This window comes from Roseiflexus sp., assembly GCF_057785375.1.
Window position 1 is genome coordinate 21,636 of the sequence record NZ_JBYNRX010000045.1, and the last position, 18,228, is coordinate 39,863.

Genomic DNA, 18,228 nt, shown 5'->3' on the forward strand with positions numbered 1-18,228 from the left:
TCTTGTTGTCCGTGCACCCTTGTCTGCGCAGTGCTCCGCCCAATGTCGTTTCGCACCGACAGCGCCGCCGTTGTGCACCCCTGTCTGTGCAGTGCGCCGTCAGATCCATTCACTGCAGCGAATTGTTGCACGCATAGGCAGAGTGGTTCAGCATAGTGTACACCTTGCGCATCTCGGAATGCTTGACTATACTACCAGCATACGGCGCTGCGCACTCGAGACGTTCAGGAGCGATATTCTCATCTGCAAATGAGCATCATTCTTTGTAACAGAGATGTTTTATGACTGCTCCGGCATCGACAGGTCAGCTTCGCATGGTACGCGCCGCCGATAGCCTTGACATCGACCTGGACGCCTTGCAGGGTTCATGGAGCGAGGAGCAGTACCTCGCCCTCACCCGGCAGACCAATCGCCTCATCGAGTTTACCGACGGCGTTATCGAGGTGTTGCCCATGCCAACGCGCAAGCACCAGGCGATTTCACTCGTTCTCGTGCTTGCTTTGCTTGCGTTCGTGCGACCCAGGGGCGGCGCCGTATTCTATGCTCCTTTACGGCTGCGGGTGCGTCCGGGCGCTTTCCGTGAGCCGGATATCATGCTTCTCTGCGATGCCCGCGATCCACGAAATCAGAACGAGTTCTGGCTGGGCGCCGATCTCGTTGTCGAGATCGTAAGCCCTGATCATCCAGAGCGTGACACGGTCGAAAAACCACGTGATTACGCACAGGCGGGCATACCAGAATACTGGATTGTCAACCCCATAGACGAAACAATCACGGTCCTGGTTCTGGAGCGCAACGTATACAGAACGTCTGGCGCGTTTCGTCGCGGCGAATCGGCAGCCTCCCGGCTGCTCGACGGCTTTGCCGTGGATGTCGATGCGGTGTTCGATGCGGCGTAGGGTGACGTTTACACGCGCTCGATGATCGTCGCATTCGCCATGCCGCCCCCCTCACAGATGGCAATCAGACCGTAACGTCCCTCGCGGCGCTCCAGTTCGTGCAGCAGGGTCGCCATGATTCGCCCGCCGGTTGCACCCAGCGGATGTCCAAGTGCAATTGCGCCGCCGTTGACGTTAAGCCGCTCCCAGGGTGCGCCGATCTCCTTCTGCCAGGCCAGCGCCACGGACGCAAACGCTTCGTTGACCTCGAACAGGTCAATATCATCGACCTGCAGACCTGCTCGCTCCAGCACACGCCGCGTCGCCGGGATGGGTCCAGTCAGCATGGTGATCGGATCGACGCCAACAACTGCAAAAGAGACGAACCGCGCCCGCGGTTGCAGCCCCAGCGCACGTGCAGCCGCCGGAGACGCGATCAGCGCCGCCGCTGCGCCGTCGGAAATCTGGCTGGCGTTGCCGGCAGTGATCAGGTCCAGTTCAGGAAAGGCGGGTTTGAGCGCGGCAATCTGCTCTGCCGACGTGTCAGCACGAATGCCTTCATCGGTATCGAACACGTCCCCTCTCGGCAGCGCGACGGGGATGATTTCAGGCACCAGGCGACCGGCGGCGCGCGCTTCGGCAGCCAGGCGGTGACTGCGCAGGCTGTACCGGTCGAGGTCTTCACGGGTGAAACGCCACTCGCGCGCGATCCACTCTGCGCTGCGCGCCTGATCGAACCATCCGCGCTCCAGGCTGTAGCGTTGCGCCAGTGCCGGACTGAGCGGCGTGCCTGGTCCCACCGCAATCGAGGCGCCGATCGGTACGCGGCTCATCGACTCGACGCCAGCCGCGATGACCAGGTCATACACGCCTGCCATGACCCCCTGCGCCGCGAAATGGATCGCCTGGAGGCTCGAACCGCACTGCCGGTCGATGGTGGTCGCCGGGACCGATTCGGGCAGACCGGCGGCAAGCCAGGCATTGCGCGCGATATTGGCGGATTGCTCCCCCGATTGACCGACGCATCCGGCAATGACATCGTTGATGGCGGACGGATCAACGCCGACCCGCGCCAGCAATGCGGCGATGTGCTGGCCGAGGAGATCGACGGGATGGATATCGCGCAGCGTCTTCCCCCGCTTCCCGACCGGTGTGCGAACCGCTTCGATCAGCAATGCCTCCGCCATGGTCATGCCCCCTCGTTTGCGTAGACCGGTGTGCACCACGCGCGATAGGCGGGCAACCGCCCACGCACCACGGCGCCGTACAGTTCCACCAGGCGCGCCGTGATTGGGCCGACAGCGCCATTCCCCACCGGTCGCCGGTCGATCTCGATGATCGGCTTGACCTCTGCGCCGGTGCCGCAGAAGAAGGCTTCCTCCGCGACATACAACTCGGTGCGATCGATGGGTCGCTCGATGACCGGCACACTCAACTCCTCCTGCGCAAGTTGCGCCACCACCCGCCGGGTGATCCCTTCGAGAATATCGCTGGTAATCGGCGGCGTAATCAGAGCGCCGTTGCGCACAATGTACAGGTTCGCCGCGCTTGCCTCCGAGACCTGCCCGTCGCTGCCGAGCACGATTGCCTCGTCGTAGCCGTTGAGCAGCGCCTCGGTCTTCGCCAGCGCCGAGTTCACATACCCGCCGGAAACTTTCGCACGCGACGGCATGATGTTGTCCTCGATGCGTCGCCACGACGACACACACGCGCGTACCGCCGTTCCGGGAATGTATTGACCGAAGGGAACGGCATACAACGCAAAGGTGTCGGTCATATCGTTGAGCCGGACAGCGATTGTGTGGTCACTCTTGAAGACCAGCGGGCGGATGTAGGCGTCCTCGCGGAATCCCTCGCGCCGCAGCAGTTCGACGGTCAGGTCGCACAGTTCATCGGCACTGTAGGGCAGATCCATGAACATAATCACGCTGGAGCGTTTCAGACGTTCCATGTGTTCGCGGAGATGAAAGACGTACAGCTGACCGTCGTCGGCATTCCAGTAGGCGCGAATGCCCTCGAAGACGCCGAGACCATAATTCAGGGCTGCGGTCATCACACTGACCTGCGCCTGTTCGATTGGGATGAACTCCCCGTTGAAGAATGCATAACGATTGGAGGTCATTGGTCGATTCCTGATGTGCGAAGTGGTAGACTGCTGTTATCATACCAGAATATGGGGGAGCGCCAAGAATCGAGAACCGAGAACCAAGAACGAGGAACCGATGGATTAGCGGTTAGGCTTCCTAACCTTCAACCTGCCACCCTCTCGCCTCTCGCCTCTCGCCCCTCGCCTCTCGCCCCTCGCCTCTCGCCCCTCGCCCCTCGCCTCTCGCCCCTCGCCTCTCGCCCCTCGCCTCTTGCCTCTCGCCCCTCGCCTCTTGCCTCTCGCCTCTCGCCCCTCGATCATATTCTCGCGCGCCGGTAGACATGCGTTCAAAGGGTTGGGGCAGGCTGCCGATCTGCCCCGACCGCTGCGGCGCGTTCGCTCTGACGGTCGTGACTGCGCCTATAAACCCGCCCTGTTTGCAGAACTGCCGGTTTCCTCGTATGATAGGCATTGCTGGAGTATGCGTAACTAATAGAGCGATCAACCGAAACCTAGACAATCAAGGACGTGGAGCAGCAGACGTTGGTTGCGACAGATCAGCCAACGTCCGCCGCAAGACGGTCACCACGGGCAAGTATTGTGCAACATCTGGTTGGTCGCTCCATGAAAAGGAAGAGCATACGAGCGTCGATGACTTTATCATACAGAGTTGTTGCGCCTTTGCGCCTCTGGGTGAGCGTGTTCGGAAGATGTTGGAGCCAGACCGCATGACCGCACAGCCGGAGCGATCCTGGACAGTTGAAGAATATCTCGCATTCGAGCGCAGCAGCGACGTCAAACACGAGTATGTCGAGGTCGATGTATGTGCGGTGGGCGCTACAGCCACCCACAATATCATCGTCGCCAATATCATTGCCACTTTGCACGCTCAAACTCGGCAACGCGAATGTACGGTGTTTCCCATTCTTCGTTGAAGGAGTATATGCTTGTATCACAGCATGAGCCGCATGTAGAACATTTTGTACGCTATTCTGATTATCAATGGTTCTTGAGCGAAACCTCTGACCTTCACGGTGCTGTGCACCTCCCTGCTATCGACTGCACTCTGGATCTTGCAGAAGTGTATGCCAGAGCGTTTCCTCACCAGTCTCTAGAGTAATGTACAGCCATGCCGTTCGTTGTCGAACTGAGCCTCATTCTCATTGCTGCAGCGGCATTGTGTTGCTACGTCGGATGGGGAGTGGCACGGCTGGCGCTACCGCCATCGCTGGCGCCGTTCCGTGCGCTGTTGACGCCGCTGATCGGCTATGCTGTTCTGCTCTGGAGCGGGTTCATGCTGGCAAGCCTGGCGTTGAACCTGCGCTGGACGCTGATCGCCGTTCTCATCGGTGCAACGGTGCTGAATGCGCTTGCCTGGCGGTCCTGCGGACCGCCACAACCGCTGGCGTGGCTTCGCGCCCAACCGGAGGCGCTGATCCCTCCGCTGCTGGCGCTGCTGACCGGCCTCCTGCCGCTGATCGGTTATGGCTACCCGACAATCATCGGGCGCGGGTGGGATACCGAAGCATACCTGCCGATGGCGCAGCATCTGATCGACTATCCTCTGCCGCAGATTATGGAAGCGCCACAGAGCCTCCTGCGCAATCTGGCAGCGCATCCGCCGCGGATCGGACTGACCCTTGGCTTTTCAGTGTTCCAGGGGATGACGATGATTCTCAGCGGCGCCAGCGCACTGGCATCATTCGCGCCAGTGATTGCGTTTATGCGGGCGCTTGCTGCGCTGTCGGTGTATGTCTGGTTGCGCGCAACGATGGGGGCAGGCCGGGTCGGGGCATTCCTCGGCGCCACGCTCACCGCGCTGGCGTCGCTCATGCTCTGGATTGGCTATTTCAACTTCGGGATGCAGATGTCCGCCTGGTGCCTGCTGGCGCTGGCGCTCACCGTCGGGCTGGCGGCGGTCGATGATCTGGCGCAGCGCCGCCTGGCGGCATGGCGCGCGGCGCTGCTGGCGGCAATCGTTCTGGCTGCCGTACCCGTCGCCTACTACCCGGCGCTGGTGATCGCTGCGCCGCTGATTGCAGCCGCAGGAGCGGCGCGTCTGATCGAAACGTGGCGCGATCCGCAGTTGCGCCCGACGCCGATCGCACTGGCGCTGGCAGCATTGACGCTCGCCGGATTGACCCTGGCCGCATCTGCGCTTGCGATTCGGGATTATTTCGAGGGATTCAGTTTCCACTACTCGCTGATCGAGCCGAAAATCGGACCCGATCGGTTCATTGGAGTTGACGAAATCCTGGGGCTGACCGCGTTCCGCCTGACGAGCGGCGGCGCTCAACCTCCTGACCTGCTGGCGGGCGCTGCGCTGCTGGCGACGGGGTTGCTGGCGCTTGCTGCGCTGGTTCTGCCACGTCGAAAGCACGATGATACCGGCGCGAAGGAGCGGACACGACTGCGATGGGCGCTGACCGTTGCCGCAATCGCAGCAGCGCTGATCTGGCTGCGCTTTGGCAGACCGTATGAGTACGGCTTTATGAAGGGCGCCGCCTATACGTCGTTCGTGCTCTGGGGACTGGCAGCATACGGGGCGGAGCGAATCGCCGAACGCGCGAAGCGTGCCGGCATGCTTCTGGCATCCGGCGCTGCGCTCCTGATCCTTGCCTGCACCGGTTGGGCGCAGGCGTTGACGGTTGCCGACCATGCGCGTGGACCGGCAATCTTCACCCGTGATATTGCCGCATTCGACCAGGTGGCAGCGCACCTGCCGCATGGTGCGACAGTGCTGTTGAGTGGTGATGAGACCCTGACCGGACCGATCAATGGCATGCTGGCGACAATGCTGTATGGCAAAGAGATCTGGGGACGGGTTGCCGCTGCGTATGCTGCGCAGTCCTTCTGGACCCCCGGCGGAACGCCGGACTACGTGGCGCTGGCGGCGCGCGAGGACCCCTGGCCCCTGGATATTGGTGCGAAGGAACGCTGGCGGAGCAGCGCGATCGCGCTCTACGAAATGCCGCCGGACGTGACCTTCGTGCCGGGGCGCAGTGACAGTTATGTTGCTGCAACAGTCGATCCAAAATCGCCTGCATCGCTGGCGATCTGGCGGCGCGCCGGGCACAATCGCGTCATCGCGCCCGATGAACCCTTCACGCTGGAGACGCCGCAGGCTGCGACGTTGCGCCTGACGCTGGCGACGCTGGAACCGCAAACCGTGACATTGCGCCAGGGCGACATAACCACAACGCACTCACTGGAGGCGGGGGTTACAGTGATTGAAGCGCAAGCCGGTGCAACTGTGCAGGTCATTCCCGCAGCGCCGCTGGCGCTGGTGCACGCCGTCACCCTCCCGACCGCCGCGCCGATGCCGGTCTCGACGTCGCTCGACGCAGCCCGCGTGGCGTGGAGCGCGGCGAGCGAACAGCAGTCCGATCAGATTGTCCTGACCACGCGCCTGGCGAATCCGGGCAACCATGCCTTGCGTTACGAAGTGACCATCATCGGCGACACGTTCGACGCACCGGTGCGTATCGCGCGATTGCTGGCGGCCGCGCCGTCAGCGGGTGAATGGCGCCTGGCGCTCGACCTGTCGCGTGGTGCATCCGAGGCGCGGGTGAATGGCGTTCCTACGCCACTCCTAGAAGCCGACATCATCGCAACGCCTCCCGATGGTCGCTACTTTGGCGTTCTGGCGATCTACAGCGGCGGCGCAGTGATTGCGCAGGCGCCGCTCTTGACCATGACGATCACTGGCGGCTCAGTGGCCGCGTTCGAGCCGGTCGCCTTCTCGGTCGAAACCGCCCGCGCCCGGTCTGACGCCTCGCCGCTCCCTGCGCATCAGCGTGTACTCCTCGACGGAACGCCGCTGGCATGCGGCGAGTTGCACCTGGCGCTCGAACAGGTCATCCTCGAGCACCAATCGCCCCCGCCCGGCGTAACCCCTGTGACGCCGCTCTCCCCCGGCGAACGTCTGAACGTCCAGGTCTACTGGCGCGCAGCCGGTGAACGTGAGCGTATCAACCTGCTGCCAATGGTGTCGCTCCAGGTGCTGGACGAAGAAAATCGCAAATGGGCGCAGTGGGATGGTCTGCTGGGCGATTGGCATCCCGCACCTGCCTGGGCGCCCGGCGAAGCGGTGCGGCAGGACATCCCGCTGACGCTCGATGCCGCCATACCGCCTGGCGATTACCGCCTGCTGCTCGTCGTATACGACCCGTCAAGCGGTCGCCCGACTCCGATTGCCGGACAGGATGCCGTGGTTGTCGGGTGGGTGCAGGTTGCGGCAAACTGATAGAGCGATCAACCAGAACCTGGACAATCACGCCTGCACCTGTGGAGCGGCTAGCGCGGGCTTCGACAGGCTCAGCCCACGCCAACCACAAGGCGGTCAACGGATGCTCGATTGGTCGATGGCAGGTGATCTTCCTATGAGAGCGCCAAGGACAGTGATGTGCCCAGGTGGTATACTTATAGCTGCGTATCATACCCCATGTCAGGAGCATGTTATGAAGCGAGTCGTTGTGCATCTGACTGAAGAACAGGTTGTAGCACTACAGGAACTGGCAAGGCTGAAGAACGTTTCCATCTCTCAGATGGTGCGAGAGTCCGTGGCACATTATGTGGCAACCAGTGATAAGACAATCGCAAGAGACGAGGTGCGCCGTCGGGCGATAGAGTTTATTCGTCGAATTCGGAAAGGCGAGTTTCAATCCAACGATATCGAAGGAAGATCAGTCAAGTATTTTTCTGTAAATTGATTCGTGGTATACCATCATGACGTTGCACGTATCGAACAAACGTTCAATCCGTCAAGGTGAGATAGACCTTGCCGGCCTCCCATTCGTCGCTGGGTTCCATGGCCAGGGCGCTCACCAGGCGCAGGCAGGACGCTTCGTTCGGAAAGACGCCCACTACGCGGGTACGCCGACGGATCTCCTGGTTCAGCCGTTCCAGGGCGTTCACGGTGCGCAGGCGCGTGCGGTGCGCCGCTGGCAGGTGGAAAACCGGCACGCCCTCCGGAATGGCGGTTTCGAGCCACGTGGCCAGCTTCGATGCGGTTTTGGCGTATTTCTGCACCGTACGCGCCAGCAGGCTGTCGGCGTCGGCGCGATTGGGCGCGGTGAAGATCGCGCGGATGTCGGCCGCCGCCTCGGCCTTCAGCTCCTGCCGCGGCGCGTAGGCCTGGGCGTTCTGCTGCAGATGGAACTGGCAGCGCCGCCATGGGACGCCGCCAAATACCGCGCGACGCGCGGCCTGCCGTCCCGCATGCGCATCGCTGACAATCAGCTGCATGCCCGTCAGGCCGCGCTGCACCAGACTCTGGCGAAACTGGCGCCCGTGCGCTTCATGTTCGCCAACCGCCACCGAAACGCCCAGCAGCGTGCGCTTGCCGTCGTCACGAACGCCCATCGCGATCAGCACGGCGGCGTCACGCGCCTGCCCATCGATGCGCACCTTGTCGTAGCGCGCATCCAGCAGCAGATAGCGACAGGCATCCAGCGGGCGGGGGCGCCGCTGTTCCAGGGCGGCATCCAACTGCGCCGCCGCCCGACTGACCTGCGTCGAGGCGCGTTCGACGCCACACACCTGCTCGGTGATCGCCGCCACCTTGCGCGTCGAGACGCCCTGGACATACATTTCGGCCAGCGCCAGGGCGAGGGCGCGTTCACTGCGCAAGCCTTGCTCCAGCGCCTGGGGGGAGCAGCTGCCGTCACGCACCGGCGGCGCGTCAAACGTCACGTTGCCGATGCGCGTCGTGACCGTCTTGGGTGTGTAGCCATTGGCATAGCCGCGCCGTTCGGCGGTGCGTTCATGCAATTCGGCGTTCAGATACCGGCTGCGTGCAGCGTGCATGGCATGATTGATGACAATGCGGATCAGTTCTGGCACGGCGTCCAAACCCTGGTCGGCAATCAGCTGCACCAGGTCTGGGGATAGGGTGCAATCGTGCTGGCGGGTGATTGGGGGTTCCTTTCTTGGGTGTGTTGCAACGCCAAGGATACACCCGAACCCGCCCACCTCGGTCAGGCCCGTCCCCTCAATTTACAGAAACAAGGATACACCTTCAGTGCAGAAGGATTCCAGATCATTCCATCGAGTCTCATGGGTCGGTAAAGGTAACCAATGCCTTCACTCCGGCAATTGTCCTGATCTCAAAAACCTTGAAAATCCACGCTTGACATTCAGATTTTCAAGGATTATAGTACGGGCATGCTCATCCCACGCCCCACAGTTATCAATCAGATCACGCGCCTGCTGGCGATTCACCCGGTTGTCGCTCTTCTGGGTCCGCGGCAATGTGGCAAGACGACAGTAGCCCGGATGGTTGGCGAGCAGCAACCGTCCACCTATTTTGATCTTGAGAATCCCGTGGATGTGCGACGTCTCTCCGCGCCGCTGACCGTCTTAGAGTCGCTCTCCGGGCTGATCATCATCGATGAGGTGCAGCGACGCCCTGATCTCTTCGAGTTGTTGCGCGTACTGGTTGATCGTCCGCACAACGCCGCCCGATTTCTGCTCCTGGGATCCGCCTCGCCGCATCTTGTGCGTGGTGTGTCGGAGTCGCTGGCGGGGCGCATCGGGTTTGTCGATCTCGCCGGGTTCGATCTGACTGAAGCCGGTGTGGCGCAATGTGACCGGCTCTGGTTGCGCGGCGGCTTTCCCCGGTCGTTCCTCGCTGATGACGATGCCAGCAGCCTGGCATGGCGCGAGGCATTCATCCGAACATTTCTGGAGCGCGATATTCCTCAACTTGGGATCACCATTCCAGCAGAAGCCCTGCGCCGCTTCTGGACCATGGTCGCTCACTGCCACGGTCAACAATGGAACGCCGCCGAGTTCGCGCGATCATTGGGCGCTTCTGAGTCCACTGCACGGCGTTACCTGGACATCCTGTCTGGCGCATATATGGTGCGCGTGTTGCCGCCGTGGTTCGAGAATCTTGGAAAACGACAGGTCAAATCGCCCAAAGTGTACATCCGGGATAGCGGCATCTTGCACGGACTGCTGCTTCTGGGAACGCTGGCTGAAATTCAGTCGCATCCCAAGCTGGGCGCTTCATGGGAGGGGTTCGCTATTGAGCAGATCGTTCGACTGCTGGATACGCGCGATGCCTATTTCTGGGCAACCCACAGCGGCGCTGAGCTGGATCTGCTGGTTCATCTCCAGGGCAAACGCTACGGGTTCGAGATCAAATATGCCGACGCCCCCGGCATAACCCGCTCAATGCGCATTGCCTTGAGCGATCTGGGGCTGGAACACCTGTGGGTCATCTATCCAGGGAGGCAGGAGTACGCCCTCACCACGCAGATCACCGTCTTGCCACTTGATGCAATGCCTCGCATGGCATCGGCATTGCGTTAGAACGTATCTGAGGTGCAGTTGGATAGGCAAAGGCAGCGCCTTCGCCTGCCTGATCGACTTGTTCAAATACGCGCTCAGCGGCGCCGCCTGTCGATTCGCAACGGCCTCCCTCCGGCGCGCCCCTTGAGCGTCGGTTCACAACCGGATACAATACTATGGGCTGCTTTCACGGGAAGGATCGATAGTGAACCACCGCATTCTTATTCTGTCCACCAGCGCCGGTTCGGGGCACAAAGCCGCCGCCGCTGCGCTCGAAAAGGTCTTCCAGCGCTCGCCGCAGGTCGCAGAACTGGTCAACCTCGACGCGCTCGAACGCACCAACGAACTGTACCGCGCCTTTTACTCCGACCTCTACCTGCGCCTGGTGCAGGAACGGCCGCAACTGTTGGGGTGGTGGTACCAGGCGAGCGACGAACCCTGGAAGACCGACGCCTTCCGCCTGCTGTTCGACCGGATCAATGCCGACCCGCTGACGCGCTTCATCCGCGAGTTCAAGCCGACGATAACCGTCTGTACCCACTTTATGCCAGCCGGTATTGTGGCGCAGTTGCTGGCGGAGGAAGCGTTCGAGACGCGCCTGGCAATCGTGACGACCGATTACGACTTTCATTCGATGTGGCTCAGCCCGCGTTTCAACCGCTATTTTGTGGCGCTGGAGGAAACAAAGGTGCACCTGATGGCGCTGGGACTGCCGGAGGATCGCATTACCGTTTCCGGCATCCCGGTCGATCCGGTGTTCGGGATGCCGGTTGACCGTGACGAGGTGCTGGCACGCTACCACCTGCGCCCCGACCTGCCGATTCTGCTGCTATCGGCTGGCGCTGCGGGGATTGGTCCGGCGCGTGAGGCGGTGCAGCAGATCATGAGCATGACCACGCCATCGCAGGTGATTGTGGTGTGCGGCAGAAACGAAGAACTGCGCACCGAACTCGTCGAACTGGTAGCGCCGCAGGCGAAGCGTTTCCGCGTGCTCGGCTTTACTGATGAGATGCCGATGTTGATGAAGATAGCAACCCTCCTGATCGGCAAACCTGGCGGGTTAACCTCGTCGGAAGCGATGGCTGCCGGTCTGCCCATGGTGATCATTGCACCCATTCCCGGTCAAGAAGAGCGCAATAGCGACCATTTACTCGAAGAGGGGGTGGCGCTGCGTTGCAACCAGATGACGACGCTGGCGTACAAAATCGACCGCCTGCTACAGCATCCCGAGCGCCTGGCGCGCATGCGTGAAAATACGCGCAACATCGGTCGGCCTGATGCTGCGCGCGTGATTGTTGAGACCCTTCTCCGCGAGGATGATGAACCGGTGGAGCTGAAGGAGGCAACGCCGCCTGTGCGGGTCTTGCCACTGCGTATCAATATTGCCGATCTCTTCAGCCCGCCGCTGGAGGACGCTGAGGAATTCACTCTTGCCGACGCGCATACTGATGAGCCGGTTGGCGTGGTCACGGGCAAAGAGATGCGAGTGTTATTCGACAACCCGGAGATGGAGAGCGTGGAAGGCACCGATTTCTACCTCAACCGCGAGACGCTGGCGCTCCTTGCTGAACGCGGCGCAAGCGCTGCGTTGCTCGATGTGCTGCACCGCGCTCTCGGCAACCGCAGTGAGTGTGATGTGCGCTGGCGACGGGGGAGAAGCGATAGGCAGTGATTGCCCGCTCAGCGCAACCAGAAAGATGCAATCGCACCAAACATCTTGACATGCCCGTCTGGTGCGTGCTATGCTAACCTGGCAAGTCTCCGCACCGCATAAGAAACGTGTACATCTGAGGAACGTATAAACGCGGCATCTGCCGCACTATTGCATATGGTTCATCCCTGCCCGTCCTGAGTGTCAGGATGGGTCATCGTTCTATTTTTCATTTCGCACAAGGAGGTGTCTATGGCCGAAGCCGTGACCGCTGATTCTTCAGCAGTGCAAATCCCCGTCTCTGTGGATGATGTGATGACTGTCCTTCAGCGTTGCTACGATCCTTGTTGCAAGGAACGAGAAGTCAGCGTGGTGGACATGGGGTTGATCGAGCAAGTGCGGGTATCAGGCCGGCAGATTGATATCGACATCATCCTGACAACCGGCTGGTGCCCGTTTTCACTTCACCTCTTGCAGATGATGGAAGAAGAAGTCAAAAGCCTCCAGGGAGTCGAAGCGGTCAACGTCCAGATCACCTGGAACGTCCCCTGGTCTCCAGAGCGCCTGTCGGCAGCGGCGCGTGAACGGTTGCGTCTCCCGCTGGACCAACTTCTTCCACTGCGTGAAGCGCGCCTGGCGCGCGAGCGTCGGCTTCGTGAGTCGGACCAGTAGCGTATCAGCAGGTTCAGGAGGATCGCCATGATCGACGATGCGTTCGTGTTCGACGGTGTCTGTCACGTGTTCAACTTCGACAGGTCTAACGCCTTTGGAAAGCCGGGAGAGATGTTTATCGAGCATCTGTACGCCTTCCATCAGGTGCTCAACGCCCCTGGCGAAAAAACCCTCACGCGCGAAGAGTACATGCGCGAATGGACGGTCGATGAAATTGCACGCATGGTCTTTGACGAAAGCGCGACCGATATGATCGTCGCGCAGCCGTTGCCGCTGACCGACCTGTTCAAGGATGGGCTGTCGAGTTGGGAGAAGTGCGCTGATATGGCGCGTAAATATCCTGACCGGGCGGTATTTTGGGGGTCGATCAACCCGCTTGAGGGGAAGAAGGCGCTTGATTTGATGGAAATTCAGGTCAAAGAGTATGGCGCCAGAGCCTTCAAACTCTACAATGTGCGCTACGACTATGGGCAACCATTCCCGTGGCGGATGGACGATCCGCGGGTCGCATTTCCCGTCTTCGAGAAGGCGCTGGAACTGGGTGTGAACCTGATCGGCGTCCACAAGGGCGTGCCGCTCGGACCGCAGCCGGTCGAGCATACGCAGGCGTGGGACATGGATGGCGCTGCTGCCAACTTCCCGGAGATCAATTTCGTCATTTTCCACGTCGGATTGCCATTCATCGATGAAATCTGCTGGCAACTGGTGCGCTACCCGAACCTCTATGCCTCCATTGCTGCGACGGTGAACTTCGTTGTGCGTTCGCCGCGTGTCTTCGCCGAAACTATGGCGAAGCTCCTCTTCTGGTGCGGTGAGGACAAGATTATCTATGGCGGCGAAACGCCGATCTGGCATCCGCGTGGTGCGCTGAAGGCGTTCTGGGAGTTCGAGCTGCCTGAGGATATTGTTCAGGGCTATGGATGTGGCCAGTTGACGAAGGAAGCGAAGAAGAAAATCCTGGGCTTGAACCTGGCGCGTCTCCATGGCCTCGATGTTGAGGAGAAGAAGCGCAGCCTGGGTTTGGCAGCGTAGTCGTCCGGGTGACGGTCATCACTGCGCTCGCCCGCCGTGCCTGCCCTGCTCCCTGCGTGCTGACCGGCGAAAGTTCGCGTTCTGCGCGATGACAGTCACTTTGCAACAGCGGGGCTTCATTCGTTTAGCGCGGGTGTGCCAGCCAGGGATGACGCAGCGCCGGGCGGCAAGCCCCGCGCAGTGGTTCCTGCCACATCATGCCTGCACCCATGAGCAATTGTAACTCTTCACGGTTAGGGTAAACGATGCCGCTGGTCGCTTCAAATGGGGGTTTGGGGGCTGCCCCCGAAAAGGAGAAGCGGCGGCGGAATGGTCGCAGCAAGCGCCAAGGCACGGCGCCCCGCCGCCCCGGGGCGCCTCACATAACGCCGGCGCTCCCAGGAAGAGCGTGAACAGTTATGAGCAATTGAGCAATTTCCCTCTTGACATCGCGCCAGAATCCACTACAATACTCTCTTGGCGCCTGTGCGCCAGAAGGAGTCCGCGCTCTCCGGCAAAAACCTGCGCAGTGGTGCGTTGCGGTTTTTGGAGCGTCATCACGAGTGTTGTTCGTCACCCGATGAACTGATGACCCCGGTAGAGCTTTCAGGAATGATGTATGGACGGCAAAGCCAATTTATCCTGCTGCGACCTGTCGCGCCCGAAGCAGATACGCTCTCTGGCGTGTGGTATGGCGCTCGCCGTTCTGGATCGTCCCCTCTGACGAACCTCTCGAGGATGCGCCCCCGCACTGCCTGAGTGCGGGGGATTTTTATGCCCATCAGTCTGCCGGGCGAGTCCGGTCGCGTCTTCTGGACTCGTTTCGCTGGCGGAATGCCAGCCTCGTGCAGATGAAGGAGGTTCACTCCAATTGAATGGGCAGACCTACGTCACCGCGTTCACCGACCGTTATGGCGTCGGCCCCGAAGGACGGATCAACGATTTCATCAGCCGCCGTGGCGACCGCTTGCTTCTGGCGGATCAAATAGACCTCAACGCGATGGTGGCGCGCTATGGCGCTCCGCTGGAGGTCGTCTATTGCCCGCAGATCACGGCGCAGATCGAGCACATGCGCGAGTGGGCGGAAATAGCACGTGCAGGCAGCGGGTATGCCGGTGACTTCATCTACGCATATGCAACGAAAGCCAATTTTGCGGAAGAAGTCGTTCGCACCGCTATCAGTTCCGGCGCGCACTACGAAACCTCTGCGGCAGCGGATGTTGCAATTGCGCATCATCTCTGGCAGCAAGGAGTTCTGCCGCCGGATCGGTTCATCTTCTGCAACGGATCGAAGGACAACGCCTATATCGCGGCAATCGTTACGTTGCGCCGCGCAGGGTTCACGCGGGTTGTGCCGGTCATCGACGATCTCGACGAACTCGAGACGTTGCTGGCTGCATGCCGCGAACCATTGCTCCTCGGCGTCCGTGAGCGCCACGCTCCTGCGGATGTCGATGCCAGCCATCCCGGCGGTGAGCGGTTTGGACTGACGCCGGACGAGATTGCACACGTGGTCGAGCGGCTGCGCCACACGCCGCATCGTCTGGTGATGTACCACGCAATGGTAGGGAGCCAGATCGAGGACCCTGAGCGCTGGAACGAGCGTCTGGCGCGCTCGGCGGAGGCGTATGCTCGCCTGCGGCAGCGCACGCCGTCACTGTGGCTGTTCAACTTTGGCGGCGGGATGCCGACATCCGCCTATTCGCTCGATTTTCGTTTCGACTATGTCGGCTTCCTTGAGCGCCTGATGTGGACACTGGCGTCGGTTTGCGGTGCTCACGATATTCCGCAACCGGCGTTGGTTGGGGAATTTGGTCGCTACACGGTGGCGTCGCATAACGTGTTTATCATGGAAGTCGGTCGGGTCAAGCGTGGCCAGGGTAACGCGCCGGATTGGGCGCTGCTCAACGGCAGTCTGATGGTCACTCTGCCCGATAGCCTGATTGTTCCAGGGCAGGAATTCATTATTCTGCCGCTCGACGGCTGGGACCGATCGGTGCGTCCGGTGCGGCTCGCGGGGCGATTGACGTGCGATAGCGATGATTTCTTTCCGCGACCGGGGTCCCCGCCGCTATTGCTGCCTGAACCGTATCCCGGTCAAAAAATCGCGTTCTTCGGCGTTGGCGCGTACCAGCAGATGATTGCCGGTCGTGGCGGGGCGCATCACTGTCTGACGCCGGAAATGCGGCGGATCATCATCGAGCGGGACGAGGATGCGCTGGTGGTACGCGAGATTGCGCCACAGAACCTGGGGCAGATCATGGGGTTGCTGGGGTATGCCCGCGAGACGCTGGAACTGCCCATGCCTCAGCCAGAGCGTGTACCGGTGGAGCGCCGTGTGCCGCGTGAACCGTTCCGTTCGCCGCGTCCGTCGAAGCGCCGGAATACGCCGCGCTACACGCCGTTGCCGCGCTATGGCGCCGAGAAGCGAGGCTGGGGGGTAAGGGTCAGGGGGTAGAAGAACCGAGAACTGAGAACTGAGAACCGAGAACTGAGAACCGAGAACTGAGAACCGAGAACTGAGAACCGAGAACTGAGAACCGAGAACTGAGAACCGAGAACTGAGAACCGAGAACTGAGAACCGAGAACTGAGAACCGAGAACCAGGAACTAGTAGGACGAGCAATCTCCATCCGGACAACCACGCTTGCACCAGTGAAGCGGTCGGCGTTGGCTGAGCCGGTCGCAGCCAACGCCAATGAAACGGTCGGCGTTGGCTGAGCCGGTCGCAGCCAACGTCGGTGAAGCGGTCGGCGTTGGCTGGGCCTGTCGCAGCCAACGGTGGCTGAGCCTGTTGCAGCCCACGGTGGCTGAGCCTGTCGCAGCCAACGTCGGTGAAACGGTCGGCGTTGGCTGAGCCGGTCGCAGCCAACGTCGGTGAAGCGGTCGGCGTTGGCTGAGCCGGTCGCAGCCAACGTCGGTGAAGCGGTCGGCGTTGGCTGAGCCTGTCGCAGCCCACGCTGATTACACGATTGTCTGATGTCCGGTTGATCTTCACTATAAGAACCAGAAACCCCAATAATCAGGAAGAGATCACGTGTGCTGAGCAAGATATTGGCACACGTGATCTTTATATATGACCTCCTATAAAGGCAATATCTCTCAACGAAGTGAAGACGGACCATTCCAATGAAGTTCAGGTTCGGCATCTTTGCGCCTTTGTGTGCGCTTATTTGAAAGATGTTGGGTCGAAAGGCGCTGTTGCGCCCTGATGTACAATAGGAAGCGGCGAAGGTATTCCTCGCTTTGCATCAGGAAGTGACGATGCGTCGAATGTGTTCAAAACGGCTGCGCGCAATCATTGCGCTGATGCTGCTGACTGCGTGCAGTCTCTCGGAGCCGGTGACACGACCGCCCGCTCTTCCGGTCGAGATTTCGTCTGGGGTCACTCCATCGCCGTTGATCGTCACCGCTGCTCTGCCAACGGTTACGCACACGCCAGAGATGGTTGCGCCGCCATCGGCAACGCCTGTCTCTGGCGATAACCCGGCGCAAGCGCCTTTGCTCTTCTATCACGTCCAGCGGAAAGAGCAAGGGGTGACGGTCTTCGCCTTCGATTCGGCGCATGGTGAAGCGCAAGATGTCGTGACTCTCCCCCTCGAAGCGAGAACGGATACATTTGTGTCCGGTACGGTGCTGCCCTCTCCCAGGCAGAACAGACTGGCAGTGTCGGTTGGTAGTGGGGAGGCGCGACAGATCTATCTTGTCAGCAACGGCGAAGCGCATCTGATCGTGTCAGATGAAGGAAAGCACGAGGTTGGCTCGTGGTCGCCCGACGGCTCACGGTTCCTGGTATTCTCAACGAAGGAGAGCGATCGGGGATGTATTCAAGATACCTGTTACTTCGATCTCTATGTGATTGATGCGGCAACCGGCGCTGCGATGCGCCTGACTGCCACTGAGGATAGGATGCCGAGGTCGATGCCGTCTGGTCGCCCGACGGCGGGCAGATTGCATTCCTGCGCGGATGCGTCGATCTGAGCATGGATGCGTGTGGTCCTGATCTCTATCTGGTGAGCACCAATGGAAGCAATGAACGCCTGCTGGCGGAAGGATGGATCGCCAACCCGGTTTTCCTGGCGCCCGATCTACTGGCGTACATCCAGTACTCCGGCGACAGTGCAGGTATCTATCGGATGGGAACGACCGGCGGAATGCCTCAGACGATCGTCGCCAACCCGGACACGACTATCGCCGGCATGCGCGGATCGCCCGATGGACGCATGATCGCCTTCATCGATGTGCGCGGTGTTTGTCAGGTTGAGGAGTGCATCCGAACGCTCACGCTGGTTGCCGCAGATGGCAGTGGTCTGCGCCCGATCCGTACCCTCGACTCCTGGCGCTATGCGTGGGATTGGACGCCCGATGGACGCCTGTGGCTGCTCCTTTCTATTGACGACTCGCGTTCGCGCCTGGAAATGTACGCCGCAGACGGAACGCTGATCGATGAGCGCGTCATTGACTGGCAGCCCTGAAGCGGTTTTCATGAAAACATTCAAGGGTGGACGAAGGCGGCGTCAGGGTGGACGAAGGCGGCGTCAGGGTGGACGAAGGCGGCGTCAGGGTGGACGAAGGCGGCGTCAGGGTGGACGAAGGCGGCGTCAGGGTGGACGAAGGCGGCGTCAGGGTGGACG

15 protein-coding genes are annotated in these 18,228 nt (G+C 60.8%); 12 read left to right on the top strand and 3 right to left on the bottom strand.

The features are described from left to right. The first annotated feature begins 281 nt into the window (after positions 1 to 281). Positions 282 to 899: a Uma2 family endonuclease gene (locus AC3EA7_RS08400; RefSeq protein WP_488613595.1), complete on the top strand. Its 618-nt coding sequence runs from the start codon at positions 282 to 284 to the stop codon at positions 897 to 899. 8 nt (positions 900 to 907) lie between these two features. Here AC3EA7_RS08400 and AC3EA7_RS08405 read toward each other — a convergent pair whose 3' ends face one another. Both AC3EA7_RS08405 and AC3EA7_RS08410 read right to left on the bottom strand, forming a co-directional pair. Continuing rightward, positions 908 to 2,071, bottom strand: a complete 1,164-nt coding sequence (locus AC3EA7_RS08405; protein ID WP_488613596.1) for a thiolase family protein — start codon at positions 2,069 to 2,071, stop codon at positions 908 to 910. Continuing rightward, positions 2,068 to 3,000, bottom strand: coding sequence for a branched-chain amino acid transaminase (locus AC3EA7_RS08410; protein ID WP_488613597.1), 933 nt, complete (start codon positions 2,998 to 3,000; stop codon positions 2,068 to 2,070). Before AC3EA7_RS08410 ends, AC3EA7_RS08405 begins: the two co-directional genes overlap by 4 nt. Before the next feature lie 692 nt (positions 3,001 to 3,692). On the opposite strand from AC3EA7_RS08410, the gene AC3EA7_RS08415 reads away from it, so the two are divergent. The 3 genes from AC3EA7_RS08415 (at position 3,693) to AC3EA7_RS08425 (ending at position 7,676) form a co-directional block, all read left to right on the top strand. Continuing rightward, positions 3,693 to 3,899 carry a hypothetical protein gene (locus AC3EA7_RS08415; protein ID WP_488613598.1) on the top strand — a complete coding sequence of 69 codons (207 nt, stop codon included), beginning with the start codon at positions 3,693 to 3,695 and terminating at the stop codon, positions 3,897 to 3,899. A 194-nt stretch (positions 3,900 to 4,093) separates the two neighbouring features. Beyond that, entirely contained in the window at positions 4,094 to 7,210 is a 3,117-nt protein-coding gene (locus AC3EA7_RS08420; protein WP_488613599.1) for a hypothetical protein, read from the top strand. 214 nt (positions 7,211 to 7,424) lie between these two features. After that, positions 7,425 to 7,676, top strand: coding sequence for a ribbon-helix-helix domain-containing protein (locus tag AC3EA7_RS08425; RefSeq protein ID WP_488613600.1), 252 nt, complete (start codon positions 7,425 to 7,427; stop codon positions 7,674 to 7,676). Between the two features lie 43 nt (positions 7,677 to 7,719). Here the strand turns inward: AC3EA7_RS08425 and AC3EA7_RS08430 are convergent, their stop codons facing one another. Continuing rightward, entirely contained in the window at positions 7,720 to 8,841 is a 1,122-nt protein-coding gene (locus AC3EA7_RS08430; RefSeq protein WP_488613601.1) for an IS256 family transposase, read from the bottom strand. Positions 8,842 to 9,129: 288 nt separating this feature from the next. Here AC3EA7_RS08430 and AC3EA7_RS08435 point away from each other — a divergent pair, with 288 nt between their 5' ends. From AC3EA7_RS08435 to AC3EA7_RS08470, 8 genes are all read left to right on the top strand, one after another. Beyond that, positions 9,130 to 10,281 carry an ATP-binding protein gene (locus AC3EA7_RS08435; protein WP_488613602.1) on the top strand — a complete coding sequence of 384 codons (1,152 nt, stop codon included), beginning with the start codon at positions 9,130 to 9,132 and terminating at the stop codon, positions 10,279 to 10,281. A 184-nt stretch (positions 10,282 to 10,465) separates the two neighbouring features. Then, positions 10,466 to 11,932: an MGDG synthase family glycosyltransferase gene (locus AC3EA7_RS08440; protein WP_488613603.1), complete on the top strand. Its 1,467-nt coding sequence runs from the start codon at positions 10,466 to 10,468 to the stop codon at positions 11,930 to 11,932. A 231-nt stretch (positions 11,933 to 12,163) separates the two neighbouring features. Further along, positions 12,164 to 12,583 carry a metal-sulfur cluster assembly factor gene (locus AC3EA7_RS08445; protein ID WP_488613604.1) on the top strand — a complete coding sequence of 140 codons (420 nt, stop codon included), beginning with the start codon at positions 12,164 to 12,166 and terminating at the stop codon, positions 12,581 to 12,583. Positions 12,584 to 12,610: 27 nt separating this feature from the next. Continuing rightward, positions 12,611 to 13,615, top strand: a complete 1,005-nt coding sequence (locus AC3EA7_RS08450; RefSeq protein ID WP_488613605.1) for an amidohydrolase family protein — start codon at positions 12,611 to 12,613, stop codon at positions 13,613 to 13,615. Between the two features lie 850 nt (positions 13,616 to 14,465). After that, on the top strand, positions 14,466 to 16,052 hold the full coding sequence (locus AC3EA7_RS08455; protein ID WP_488613606.1) for a type III PLP-dependent enzyme domain-containing protein: 1,587 nt from the start codon (positions 14,466 to 14,468) through the stop codon (positions 16,050 to 16,052). Positions 16,053 to 16,292: 240 nt separating this feature from the next. After that, positions 16,293 to 16,451 carry a hypothetical protein gene (locus AC3EA7_RS08460; RefSeq protein ID WP_488613607.1) on the top strand — a complete coding sequence of 53 codons (159 nt, stop codon included), beginning with the start codon at positions 16,293 to 16,295 and terminating at the stop codon, positions 16,449 to 16,451. Between the two features lie 407 nt (positions 16,452 to 16,858). Further along, positions 16,859 to 17,575, top strand: a complete 717-nt coding sequence (locus AC3EA7_RS08465) for a TolB family protein (RefSeq protein WP_488613608.1) — start codon at positions 16,859 to 16,861, stop codon at positions 17,573 to 17,575. A gap of 2 nt (positions 17,576 to 17,577) precedes the next feature. Continuing rightward, positions 17,578 to 18,069 (top strand): TolB family protein, encoded by a 492-nt coding sequence (locus tag AC3EA7_RS08470; RefSeq protein ID WP_488613609.1) that lies wholly within the window; start codon positions 17,578 to 17,580, stop codon positions 18,067 to 18,069. The last annotated feature ends 159 nt before the right edge of the window (positions 18,070 to 18,228 follow it).

What these genes read in the sequence shown, in the direction of transcription:
- AC3EA7_RS08420 (WP_488613599.1), top strand. Translation starts at nt 4,094, where the DNA reads ATGCCGTTCGTTGTCGAACTGAGCCTCATTCTCATTGCTGCAGCGGCA.
- AC3EA7_RS08450 (WP_488613605.1), top strand. Translation starts at nt 12,611, where the DNA reads ATGATCGACGATGCGTTCGTGTTCGACGGTGTCTGTCACGTGTTCAAC.
- AC3EA7_RS08425 (WP_488613600.1), top strand. Translation starts at nt 7,425, where the DNA reads ATGAAGCGAGTCGTTGTGCATCTGACTGAAGAACAGGTTGTAGCACTA.
- AC3EA7_RS08470 (WP_488613609.1), top strand. Translation starts at nt 17,578, where the DNA reads ATGGATGCGTGTGGTCCTGATCTCTATCTGGTGAGCACCAATGGAAGC.
- AC3EA7_RS08400 (WP_488613595.1), top strand. Translation starts at nt 282, where the DNA reads ATGACTGCTCCGGCATCGACAGGTCAGCTTCGCATGGTACGCGCCGCC.
- AC3EA7_RS08465 (WP_488613608.1), top strand. Translation starts at nt 16,859, where the DNA reads ATGCGTCGAATGTGTTCAAAACGGCTGCGCGCAATCATTGCGCTGATG.
- AC3EA7_RS08460 (WP_488613607.1), top strand. Translation starts at nt 16,293, where the DNA reads ATGAAACGGTCGGCGTTGGCTGAGCCGGTCGCAGCCAACGTCGGTGAA.
- AC3EA7_RS08435 (WP_488613602.1), top strand. Translation starts at nt 9,130, where the DNA reads ATGCTCATCCCACGCCCCACAGTTATCAATCAGATCACGCGCCTGCTG.
- AC3EA7_RS08410 (WP_488613597.1), bottom strand. Translation starts at nt 3,000, where the DNA reads ATGACCTCCAATCGTTATGCATTCTTCAACGGGGAGTTCATCCCAATC.
- AC3EA7_RS08445 (WP_488613604.1), top strand. Translation starts at nt 12,164, where the DNA reads ATGGCCGAAGCCGTGACCGCTGATTCTTCAGCAGTGCAAATCCCCGTC.
- AC3EA7_RS08405 (WP_488613596.1), bottom strand. Translation starts at nt 2,071, where the DNA reads ATGACCATGGCGGAGGCATTGCTGATCGAAGCGGTTCGCACACCGGTC.
- AC3EA7_RS08415 (WP_488613598.1), top strand. Translation starts at nt 3,693, where the DNA reads ATGACCGCACAGCCGGAGCGATCCTGGACAGTTGAAGAATATCTCGCA.